General features: G+C 34.3%; 6 protein-coding genes and 5 pseudogenes. 9 read left to right on the plus strand and 2 right to left on the minus strand.

Annotated elements, in window-relative coordinates; genetic code table 11:
- The first annotated feature begins 365 nt into the window (after positions 1 to 365).
- The 6 genes and pseudogenes from celB (at position 366) to ATN92_RS08520 (ending at position 6,531) form a co-directional block, all read left to right on the plus strand.
- Positions 366 to 1,667 (plus strand): annotated as a pseudogene (celB, locus tag ATN92_RS08500) (PTS cellobiose transporter subunit IIC).
- 39 nt (positions 1,668 to 1,706) lie between these two features.
- A pseudogene (locus ATN92_RS08505) lies at positions 1,707 to 2,777 on the plus strand (DUF871 domain-containing protein).
- Positions 2,778 to 2,830: 53 nt separating this feature from the next.
- Positions 2,831 to 3,133, plus strand: a complete 303-nt coding sequence (locus tag ATN92_RS18800) for a GNAT family N-acetyltransferase (RefSeq protein WP_234032557.1) — start codon at positions 2,831 to 2,833, stop codon at positions 3,131 to 3,133.
- A 114-nt stretch (positions 3,134 to 3,247) separates the two neighbouring features.
- Positions 3,248 to 3,994 carry a GNAT family N-acetyltransferase gene (locus ATN92_RS18805; RefSeq protein ID WP_234032558.1) on the plus strand — a complete coding sequence of 249 codons (747 nt, stop codon included), beginning with the start codon at positions 3,248 to 3,250 and terminating at the stop codon, positions 3,992 to 3,994.
- A gap of 149 nt (positions 3,995 to 4,143) precedes the next feature.
- Positions 4,144 to 5,271: a GGDEF domain-containing protein gene (locus ATN92_RS08515; protein WP_158106675.1), complete on the plus strand. Its 1,128-nt coding sequence runs from the start codon at positions 4,144 to 4,146 to the stop codon at positions 5,269 to 5,271.
- A gap of 132 nt (positions 5,272 to 5,403) precedes the next feature.
- Positions 5,404 to 6,531, plus strand: a complete 1,128-nt coding sequence (locus ATN92_RS08520) for a GGDEF domain-containing protein (RefSeq protein ID WP_056952157.1) — start codon at positions 5,404 to 5,406, stop codon at positions 6,529 to 6,531.
- Positions 6,532 to 6,591: 60 nt separating this feature from the next.
- Here ATN92_RS08520 and ATN92_RS08525 read toward each other — a convergent pair.
- Both ATN92_RS08525 and ATN92_RS19525 read right to left on the minus strand, forming a co-directional pair.
- Positions 6,592 to 7,941: pseudogene (locus ATN92_RS08525) on the minus strand (uracil-xanthine permease family protein).
- Positions 7,931 to 9,268, minus strand: a pseudogene (locus ATN92_RS19525) (amidohydrolase family protein). Before ATN92_RS19525 ends, ATN92_RS08525 begins: the two co-directional pseudogenes overlap by 11 nt.
- 377 nt (positions 9,269 to 9,645) lie before the next feature.
- Between ATN92_RS19525 and ATN92_RS08535 the strand changes: the two are divergent.
- From ATN92_RS08535 to ATN92_RS08545, 3 genes and pseudogenes are all read left to right on the plus strand, one after another.
- Positions 9,646 to 10,599 (plus strand): annotated as a pseudogene (locus ATN92_RS08535) (isoaspartyl peptidase/L-asparaginase).
- A gap of 12 nt (positions 10,600 to 10,611) precedes the next feature.
- Positions 10,612 to 11,328 (plus strand): GntR family transcriptional regulator, LSA1692 subfamily, encoded by a 717-nt coding sequence (locus ATN92_RS08540; protein ID WP_056952164.1) that lies wholly within the window; start codon positions 10,612 to 10,614, stop codon positions 11,326 to 11,328.
- A 16-nt stretch (positions 11,329 to 11,344) separates the two neighbouring features.
- Positions 11,345 to 11,869, plus strand: a complete 525-nt coding sequence (locus ATN92_RS08545; RefSeq protein WP_056952166.1) for a GrdB-related putative oxidoreductase — start codon at positions 11,345 to 11,347, stop codon at positions 11,867 to 11,869.
- Positions 11,870 to 11,879: the final 10 nt, after the last annotated feature.

Genomic DNA, 11,879 nt, shown 5'->3' on the forward strand with positions numbered 1-11,879 from the left:
TCAGGGATACCTAATAAAAACAGATTATAAGGAATACCTGTTTAAAAATAAATCAAAAAAATCAGGTTGCACTGACGTATGATACGCCTTCACGTATAATAAGAAACATCAATGTTACGACCCAAGTGCCTATTGTTTATACCTTAGAACAAATTTCTAATTGTGCTTACCATAAGATGGTAGACCAAGTAGATAATAGATTTTCGGAACATGTCATAGATTAGTGACATGTTTTTTAGATTAAAACATATTATTTTACTTATAAAAACATATACATTTTGATGAAAAGGTTTACAATAGTATTTGTAAGCGGATAACAGTGTTTCTGCTTAGTAACAAATTTTATTTTTGAGGGGGTTTTGCTCATGGCTGAAAAGAAAAAAAACAGTTTTATCACCGACAAGGTTATTCCTCAGTTTGGCTGATAATGGTCAATTGGAAATTTGATTGCATTGGCAAGTAATATGACATTAGCTGTTCCTATGATCATCATTGGATCAGTCTTCATGATTATCGCACAATTTCCAATTCAAGCCTATTTGGACTTTATGGCTAGTGTCTTTGGTAAGAATTGGGCAACCGTTTTACAATATCCAACTAACGCATCGTTCCATATTATGGGTCTGATTGCTGTTATTGGCATTTCTTATAATTTGGCAAAGAGTTATAAGGTTGATCCAATCTCTGCTTCAATCGTTTCAATGGGTGCTTTCGTACTTACTATTCCTTTGAAGACAGATAAAGCTGGCGCATTGTGGATTCCATTGACACAATTTGATTCAGCTGGTTTATTTACAGCTATTATTGTTGGTTTATTCATTACCGACTTTTATGTATGGATGGTTCACAAGAACTGGACAATTAAGATGCCTGATACAGTTCCACCTGCAGTAAGTAACTCATTTGCTGCTTTGTTCCCAGGTTTCATTGTTTTGGCTCTTGTTTGGGTAATTCGTTTAGGTGTTGAAGCAACACCAATGCAAAGTATTCCAAATATCATCTCATTCTTCTTGGCAACACCACTAAGTCACTTGAGTAACACATTACCTGGTGCTCTAGTAGCTGAATTCCTAATTTCCTTCCTATGGATCTTCGGTATTCACGGTGCTAACGTTGTTTCTGGTGTTATGATGCCTATCTGGTTAACAGCTTTGAACCAAAACCACGCAGCTTTCACTGCTGGTAAAGCTCTACCAAATATTGTTACAACATCATTCTTCGATAACTTCGTTCACATGGGTGGTTCTGGTGCCACAATTGGTTTGGCTATGTTGTTAGCCTTCGCCGCAAAGAGTAAGGAACTTAAGACTTTAGGTAAGTTGGTTGCTGGACCTGCTTTGTTCAATATTAACGAACCTATTCTCTTCGGTCTACCAATTGTTATGAACTACAAGATGTTAGTTCCATTTATTGTTACACCTTTGATTAACGTAACAACAACATATATTGGTATGGCTACTAACTTGGTTGCAAGACCAATGGGTGTTTACATTCCTTGGACAACTCCACCAATCCTATCAGGATTCATTGCAACTGGACATATTTCTGGTTCTGTAATGCAAATTATCAATATCGTTCTTGATACTTTGATGTACTTCTACTTCTTCAAGTCAATGGATAAAGAAAAGTTGGCTGAAGAATTAGATCCAAAGAACGCTGAAGCTTAATATTAATTTTTTGGAGGTTTCGTTTTGAGAATACTTGGATTGTCACTATATCCTGAACATTCAACCCTAGAGGAAGATAAAAAATATCTCGATACAGCTAGTAAACTAGGTTATTCAAGAATATTTGCTTCATTATTAGAGTTGGGTGATGACAAGGATAAGACTATCAATCGTTTCAAAGAAACGATTGCTTATGGAAATGAGCTTGGTTTCGTTACGATTGTAGATATGAATCCTAGATTGTTTAAGGAATTGAACATCAGTTACGATGACTTATCATTTTTCCCTTTGCCATTGAAATATGCTGATTTATCTTCGTTAACAATGTTTGGTATGGAAGAGGCTAAAATGACACGGGATCCTTATGTTGTGAAAAGATAAATAAATATGAGTTCTGGTACTCATTACTTGGACAATATCATTTCATATCATCCAGATAAAAACAACTTACTAGGTTGTCATAATTTCTATCCTCAAAGATATACTGGTTTGGGGGAAGTTTTCTTCATTAGCAGGATAAATTTTTAATATTGAGGGAGCATCCATTCTGCTGCCTTTGTAAGTTCACATCAAGCAACCTTTGGACCATGTAAAGCCAAAGATGGTTTACCAACTTTGGAAGATGATCGTGATTTACCAATCGCTACTCAAGTTAAACATTTATTGCTAAGTGGTGTAGTTGATGATGTGATTATCGGTAACACTTATGCATCTGATGAAGAATTAGAGGAAGCTTCAAAAGCTTTCTATGCACCATATCCAGTTTTGAAAGTGGATTTTTCTCAAAATGCTACTGAATTAGAAAAAGAGGTTATCTTGAAGTCTACTCACGTCTATCGTGGCGATGCATCAGATTACTTGTTACGTAGTACTATGACTAGAGTGCATTATCGTGATCGTGACTTTCCTGCTCATGATACCGATGATATTAAACGGGGATACATCATTATTGTTAATGAAAAATATGGACAATATAAATAATGCTTTTTTACAATTATTCAAATATTTAAGAATGATGGACGACGTAATGTTATTGGTCATTTGAATTCTGATGAGGCTTTTCTGTTGAAATACATAGAGCCTTGGAGTAGTTTTAAGTTAACTGAATAAGACAAAGAAATACTATTCTCGGATGAATAGTATTTTTTTATAGGGAGAAAATTATGAATAAATATTTGCTTGGAGAAAATGAATTCGATAAGTTTTATGACTTATATTTGTATTCCTTTAATCGTCAAGACTCATCACAACGTAAACGTGTCTTCAAAGTAAGAATCGATGCAAATAAGGCTAGACAAATTATTAATGGTTCAAAATTGGCTTATTTTTTATTTAGTATTCCTTTTGAAGTCAATTTTCATGGTGTTGACTATAAGATGAATGGTATTGGGGATGTAATGAGTGCGCCTGAATTTGGCGGTCAAGGTGGTGCTGGTAAATTAACTAGGTTTTATTATCTGTACTGAAATAAGAAAAGTTATCTTTCAATATTCTTAGCACCATTTTCCTTTGGATACTATCGTCGTTTTGGGTTTGAACAGGTCTTTGATCACACACAAGTTGAGATCAAGAGTGAAAGTTTGCCTAGAATCAAAAATGCTGAGCACGGCTATGTTGAAAGAATCTCCATCAAGGATATTCCTGATGAACTAAAGAAAATGTATTTAGATCACAATGATTTGGGTGGAGTTAATCGTTCAAAATGGTGGTGGGATCATATGCTTGATAAGCATTCCGATTACCAGGCCGCTCTAGCCTACGATGACGATGATGTTTTGATTGGTTATTTAATTTACTACAACCAAGATCAAACCTTTTATATACACGAATGGATCAACCTCAATCCGTTAAGTCGTCAGTTATTAGCCAAATTTGTTATTAAGCATCAATCAATTTTTTCGAAGTTTGTTTATGAATCACCAAATCCAGATTTTAAATCAGATATTTTAGATGATCCTTATACAACAAATTTAACAGTTACTCCTTATATGATGGCAAGAATTGTTAATTTGGAGGACTTTTTACAACGCTATCCAATTCAGGTAAATTCTTTAGAAAAAATCTACTTTAGGGTTAAAGATACTTTGGAATGGAATGATCATACTTGGGCTTTAGAGATTAATGATGGCAAAGTAAAATTAAGTGATGCCGACGGTGAAGGAGCTGATCTTGAGTTAACAATCCAGACGCTAACTAAGGCAATGTTTGGCTATCGTAATTTAAACTCTTTAGCTGATTATGGGACAGTTAAAGGGGATTTAAGTAAGATAAATAGCCTATCAAAAGTTTTTGTTTCCGAAAGACCTCAGTTGATCGACTATTTCTAAAATTGGTAAGGACCAAAATATAATAAAATATATAGAATAAAATTCATAAAAAATATGTAATAATTAATGAAAAAATAAAAAAAGTATAGTACGCTTGTCATGGGTTTATAAGTTAATAGAAGGAAAATACTATTGGGAGGTTACATTCTTTGACATGGCATGTATGGCAAGTATCGCCGTTCATTACCAGTATTTTTTTCATTTTAGGTGTATTCACATTATATCAAGTCCTGTATGACTGGATTAAGTCGTTATTTCATTTTAAAAATGTAAAAATGACTGATGATCAGTTAAAAGATGTATTCGGTATTCTTTACATGCTAATTTTTATTTTTAGTATGCAGGCAACGATTGTAGGAAAATCTGTTTCGTGGGAATTTATGAACTTTCAAATAATTGCATTGATTTTCTGTGCTTATTTTTTGAACATCCATATTCCTTATCGTTACTTTATTCCTATTATATTAGTCTATATGATCTTTAATTCTTCAATAGGCTATTGGGAGTCATGGTGCCACGCGTGGACTTTGATTATGAGTTATGAATCGTTCAATTATATTAATCGAATTCAAAGTGAAAGTCATCGTTCATTTAGATACATGATGGTAGGAATTGTTTATGGTGGTCTAATGTGGTTTTTCGTTATGGTTAAATTTAATTTGACGTTGACTACTTTCTACGAGGAATGGTTCTATTTAGTTATCTTTGAAATATTGCTCTATAGTTATGTGAATATGATTTTACGTGATAGCAAATTGAAATTACATTTGTTGGAATTTGCTAATCACGATGCCTTAACTAAAGCTGAAAATTATGCTGCTTATACGACTGAGATTCAATATGAGTTTGAATCCTGTCAACGAAACAAATTACATCTTTCCATGATGATGTTTGATATTGATCATTTTAAACATGTGAATGATACTTATGGTCACCTTGCAGGAGATAAAGTTTTGCAGCACGTTGCGGATGTTGCACTGACAGTTATTAATGCTAACGATCCGAAAGTAAAATTTTATCGAACTGGCGGGGTTACCGGCATTCATAACAGTTCGGGATATGATTTGGAATCAACTAAAGATATCGTGGATGAAATATTTATGGCCTTAAACCATTTACCAATCGATATTAATGGTAAAAAGATCTATATTTCTATTTCGATGGGTGTTTCAACTGTTTCAGCAAAAGATATTCAACCTAATGATTTGTATAGTCGAGTAGATGGTAACCTTTATCACTCTAAGAACAATGGTCGTATGCAAATTACTGCTTTTTAAAAAAATCCGCTATTTCTATGATTGTAATGAAATAACGGTTTTTTTTATGCTAAAATTAACTAGCATAAATATAAAAGTTTATAAAAATTAAATAAATTATTAAATGAAATTCCTAAGGAGGGTTATGCGTCCTTGACATGGTCTGTGTGGCACGTATCACCATTTGTAACAAGTGTTTTTTTTATTTTGGGAGTCTTTACGTTATATCAAGTTCTCTATGATGGATTAAAGACGTTGCTACATTCTAAGAATATTAAGATAGATGATGATTCATTAAACTCCATATTTGGAGTTTTGTATATGTTGATTTTTATTTTTAGTATGCAGGCCACCTTAGTGGGAACACCCATATCGTGGCAATTTATGAATTTTCAATTGATAGGATTAATTTTCTGTGCCTATTTCTTGAATATAAAAGTTTCAACATATTTCTTTTTTCCAATTATGGTTCTGTACATGTTCTTTAATGGTTCAATTGGTTATTGGGAATCATGGCTTCATGGATTTATTTTAATGATTTTTTATATCTCATTAAATAAATTACGTCGTCGTCAAAAGTACCGTCACCCATTTGTTTGTTATATGTTAATGGGTACTGTTTTTGGAGGATTGTTGTGGTTATGCATGAAAATTAAATTTGCATTGCCGATAGCAACGTTCCTAGAAGAATGGAGTTACTTAGTTATTTTCGAAGCTCTACTCTATAGTTATGTAGGGATGATTTTGCGTGATAGTCAATTAAAATTAAAGTTATTACAATTTGCTAATCATGATGCGTTAACTAAAACTGAAAATTATGCCGCCTATACGGAAGAAATAAACAATTTGTTCGACAGTAGTGCAAGAAATAAATTGGACTTGTCGATGATGATGTTTGATATTGATCACTTTAAACAAGTAAATGATACTTATGGTCATTTAGCTGGCGATAAGGTTTTGCAACATGTCGCTGATGTAGTCCATACAGTTATCAATGCTAATGATCCAAATGTTAAGTTGTATCGTACTGGTGGTGAAGAGTTCAACGTAATTTTTCCAGGATATGATTTGGATTCTACGGAACCAATCGTTAAGGAAATCTTTGCAGCTTTGAATCACTTAGATGTTAATATTGATGGTGAGGATATTTCGATAACAATTTCTGTTGGTGTTTCGATGATTTCGAAAAAGGATACGAAACCTAATGATTTCTATACACGAGTTGATAGTAATCTGTATCGTTCCAAGAGAAATGGTCGTATGAGAATTACAGTAGCTTAAAATTAAAAAATGGCACCTATATTAGATTTTTCATAAATCTAGTATAGGTGCCATTTACTTTTATGCAGCGGTTTCTACTTTTGAAGTTTTACTACTTTTAGGCATAACCAGATTTAGAACAATAGCGGCAATAGCTGCTACGGCAATTGGTGATCCTAGTAAGTATTGAAGAATTTGTGGAGCATTCTTAGTTACGTTAGCGGGTAAGAGTACTAAGGCCAATGTTAAAACAATTGGTAGACCGATAATATAAAGGTCACGATCAGTTGTTTCAAGACCACGGATAACGTTTAAACCATTTAACATAATAGTAACGGTGATAATGGCGAAGACGCCACCGATAACTGGTGCGGGAATAGCGGCTAGGAAAGCAGATAATTTACTGAAGAATCCTAAAATGGAGAACCATATTCCGGCGAAAAGGAAAACTCGTTTACTAGCAACACCAGTAATAGAAATCACACCAGCATTAGTTGAGTAACCTGTAACAGGTGTTGTACCAAGAAGAGCAGCAACTAAACAACTTATTCCTTCACCGATAATACCATGGTTCCATTGTTTGTCAGTAATCTCATGATTAGTAACGGCACCCATGGCGAACCATGTACCAGTTGTTTCAGTAGTAATTACGGCATAGATGATAATGAAAGTGTTGATAGCTGAAGGCCAGAAAACTTAACTCTTACTTAGTATATAATAACAAAGCTATTAATTTTTGAAAGCAATCAAGAATTGTTGGCATAAAAAGATTGTTTTATTTTAAAGCTATTGATATATAATTACTAAAGCTAAAATAATTGAGCTAGTTCTGAAGAAACGACGAACCTTAGGAAATTTCAAACTGATTCCGACAGAAATAACTAATGTTAAAGCTGTAATAGAAGCTAGAATAATATTTTTATCGATATTTCCAGGAGCGTTGAAGATATTACTGTTTAAAGCTGTAGGAATTAATGAAAGACCAACACAAGTGATGATAGTGCCACCGACCATAGCGGGGACTAATTTATTGATGATTTTTTGGAAAGATACACTGGCACCTAAGATATTATATTGGAAACGAACTATCAATAAATCATGGGAGATATTAACCATAACGTTGCCTTTAAAGCAACAAGAGGTTAAAACAACACCAGCGGGGCATCCTAGTGGAACAAACGAAGGACCTTGTGAAACAGGCATTTTCATGAAGACGAAGGTTTGTAAGATTGTACCAATACCAGCAGCTAAGAAGGTTGACTGTAGAAGTCCCATTTGATCTCCTAAGCCCATAGCCATCATTCCTGCAAGAATGATAGGGGGTACGTAAATATCCATTGCTAAGACGTTATTGATTACTAAGAAGCCAGCTTTGCCTAGACAAATTTTATCATCTGGTCCAACTAATAAATTACTTTTATTATTTTCCATTTTCTTCTCCTAGTTTATCGTGAACTAATTTTCCAGATACATAAACCTGTTTGATATTCTCTTTGTTAGTGTGATAAATCAGTCTTTCAAAGATTTCTTGTTTAGTAATCTTATTACTAATGGAGGAACACTATGATTTGGAAAAAAAGTCAGCCTTGAATCCCAAATTGATTTGACCAGTTTTGAGATGAAGAGCTAAAGCGCCGCCAACCGTTGCTAGATAAAAGACATTTGCAGCTGTTAAACGACTATTTTGTTTAGTTTCATCTTGTAAAGTTTGAGATGACATAATTGCTTGTTGCATATTTCGATAAAGGCTTGGAGAGAACCCTCCAGAGATGTCAGTTCCCAAACCAACTTTTACTTTTTGTTGGTGAGCTGCTTTGACACGCATGATATTGTTGCCAAAGTAGGCGTTAGAAATTGGACAGTGAGCCAAAGCGGTTTGTTTTTTGTGAAATAGTTCTAGGTCACTGTCATTTAGTTGAGTACCATGGGCCAAAACTGTTTTGTCAGTTAGTAAGCCAAATTGATTCAGTACTTCAGCATCTCTTTTGTGAAAACGATTGATAGCATACTGATCTTCCCAGATACTTTCGCTACAATGAGTTTGGATGGGGAGATTGTATTCAGCTGCTAATCTTCCTAGGCCAGCGAGAGTATTGTCCGTACAACTAGGAACAAAACGCGGTGTGATAACTGGAGTTACTTCGGCCTTAGTTTGCTTTTGAAGTCTAAGAATTTCCTCAATGAAACGTCTAGTTTCTTTAATGGCCTCTTGAGAAGAGTTATCACGATAAAAATCAGGGGTTTGTTCTGGATTATCCATTGCAACTTTCCCAATAAAGGCCCTTTGACCTAGTTGAGCACATACTTTAGCAAGGACTAAATTAGCATCAGTATCAACCGAACCAAAGAAAAGACCAGTAGTTGTTCCATTTGCTAAAAGTTCAGAAATGAGGTTTCGGTATCCATTTCAAACACTGGCTAAGTCTATTTTGCAGAATTCCAATGGAAAAGGATACGTATTGAGCCATTCCTGAAGTGGCCGATCCAAAGCCAAACCAGCTTGAGGCCATTGTGGAGCGTGAATATGTAAATCAGTGAATCCTGGTAGTAAATAATTACCAGGCGGTAAGATATGAAGAATCTTTTGTTGCTTAGCAAGTTGTTTGACAGATTGATAATCAGAATCTTCAACGGAAATTACACGGTCAATAATGCCTGACTGGTCTACACATATAAGTACTTTTGGTGTAAAATCCGCCTTGTCAAACGTTGCTGAAGATACAATAGGGCCTTCAAAAACAATTTGATAGGTGATAATCTAACACTTCCTTAAAATTTGTTGTCCTTAGAATAACATGAATGATTGTGTAAATAAATAGTAAAATGTTCGTGTTTTACTTATATAAGAAAATAACACGCTTCCAAAAAAGGGATACGTGCTATTTTTTTATATAAAAATAATTTTGAAACAGATTGTAGTTGCTTTTAAACTAGGATATTTAGGATTTATGAAATCTGATTTTTAAGAAATATATTTATTAAAAGTATTCAGGATTTTTTTATAAAAATATTTCGTTTTAATTAAATAGACCAATTGTAATTATTTCTTTACAAATTTGCTTAAAAAACTTCTTGATTGTATATACAATCCTGACTATACTAAAAGCGAAATCGATTACAAAAAGGAGCGATAAAATGACTTATGCAATGATTGGTACTTGGAGAATGGCTTATGAGGGTTTGTGTAAAGGCATGGACCTTTTAAAGACTAATGGAAAAAGTTCAGATGCTGTAGAAGAAGCTATTAAAGAAGTTGAAGACTATCCCTTTTTTAAATCAGTTGGTTATGGTGGTTTACCCAATGCTAATGGTTTGGTGGAAATGGATTTAGCCTTTATGAATGGCGATACTTTTGAAGTTGGAGCCGTGATGGGAATCAGTGATATTAAGAATCCGATTTCGGTAGCCAAAAGGTTAAGTCATGAGCATTTTAATAGCGTCATGGTAGGAGAGGGCGCCACTCAATATGCATCACAAAGTGGTTTTGAACGGAAAAACATGTTGACCGATCGCGCTAAAAAAATATGGGAAAAAAGAAAAAAAGAAATAGCCGAAAAGAATTTATCCCCCTATGATGGTCACGATACTGTAGGGTTGTGGACTATTGTTATATAATAGACTTATAGTAATTTTCAATATTTCGGTAAAACGATTTGTAATTTGACTATAAAATACTCATAATAATATATAAATTAAAAAAGCACTCATTGAGTGCTTTTTATTGTAGCGGGGGGAATTCAAGGACTAGGAGAAGATATCATGAAGGGATGGAAGTTTTATGAAATCGTTCGTTTGATGGGAACTGGATTAAGTCCACAAGAAGCGTGTGACCTTATAATTTTGCCACCTGCGGTCATATTGAAGAAACGCTATGGTAAAGCAGGTGAATTCTCATTGGTTGCTCTTAATAAAGACGGACAATGGGGTGTAGCAACAAATGTTGAATTCACTTTTGCCGTGGGTATTGACATGATGTTGTCGAAGATACAAATTGCTTATCCAGAAGATAGTAATAAGACTAAGATCAATCCAATTCCTCAAGAGTGGTTAGATGCTTATGAAAAAAGAATCAAGGCTCCGATAGATTAAGAGGGAGTTTTTATGAAGTATTTATATAGTGAAATAGCCGATAAGTTAGAACAAGATATCAAGAATGGTGAATTTGGAATTCACCAAAAATTACCAGCAGAAAATGAATTGTCGTTTCGTTTTGAAACTTCACGTTTAACAATTAGGAAAGCCATAGAGGAGTTACAAAGACGTGATTTAGTTGTAAAAGATCGCAATCGGGGAACTTTTATTTTGCCACCAGAAACTAAGAAAATTTCTAGTGGATTAAATGGCCTATATAGTTTTAGTGAAGTGGCCAAAAGACAGCATATGAAACCAGAAACCGTTGTTTTGGACTTGGAGACAGCCCAAGAGGTACCATCTCTGATAAAAAAGCAACTTCAATTGCAAGGTGATGAACCACTTTGGAAATTAGAGCGATTAAGACTGGGTAATGGGGAACCTCTGACACATGAAGAAATATATTTACAAAAGCGCTTTGTACCTGATCTAACTGAGAAGACGGCATCCACTTCTTTATTTAAGATGATTGAAAAAAATGTTTCGATTGCCTATGCCAGTCAGGAGTTAGAGGCAGTTATTCTTGAAGGTAGAATTAGTGAACTTTTGCAAAATAGGTCAGGAGAACCAACTTTTTTAGTTCATACGACATCATATTCAGCTGATGGATATCCAATTTTACATGACGAATCGTACTATCGATCTGATAAATATAGTTTTCATAATATTTTGTATCGTCATCATTAGTTAGGAGGTTAGGAAAATGAAAGTGATTATATTGTTAGACCAAATTCAAGCAGGTTTAGGTGGCAAAGAAAAAGCCGATACTGAATTAGGCGGTAAAAAATTGGCGATGGGTGCGGCTGATACGATTGATAAAACTTTAAAAAAGAAAAATTCCTCAATTATGGCTACTTTTTTCTGTGGGACAGAATTTTATGAGGCTAATAAGGATATTGTTCAAGGAAAAATCACTCGCATGTGTCAAAAAATGCAGCCAGATGTTTTATTAGTTGGGCCAACCTATGACTATAGCGACTTTGCAAAAATGGCTTGCGAAGTAGGATATGCAGTGGAAAGTAACTCCGAGATTCCGGTTGTGGCAATGGTGGCTCAAGAAAAAAATGCCGATATTATCTCTGAGTATAAAGATAAATTGAATATCGTTAAAATGCCCAAAAAGGGTGGTACTGGTTTATCGGACTCGATTGATAATGGGATTGAACTATGTGCCAAAAAAGTAAAGAAAGAAGATATAACTGAATTTGTGACTAAATATTGTTTTTAGAAGGGAATGA

Source organism: Companilactobacillus bobalius, from assembly GCF_009764355.1.

What these genes read in the sequence shown, in the direction of transcription:
- ATN92_RS18800 (WP_234032557.1), top strand. Translation starts at nt 2,831, where the DNA reads ATGAATAAATATTTGCTTGGAGAAAATGAATTCGATAAGTTTTATGAC.
- ATN92_RS08540 (WP_056952164.1), top strand. Translation starts at nt 10,612, where the DNA reads ATGAAGTATTTATATAGTGAAATAGCCGATAAGTTAGAACAAGATATC.
- ATN92_RS08545 (WP_056952166.1), top strand. Translation starts at nt 11,345, where the DNA reads ATGAAAGTGATTATATTGTTAGACCAAATTCAAGCAGGTTTAGGTGGC.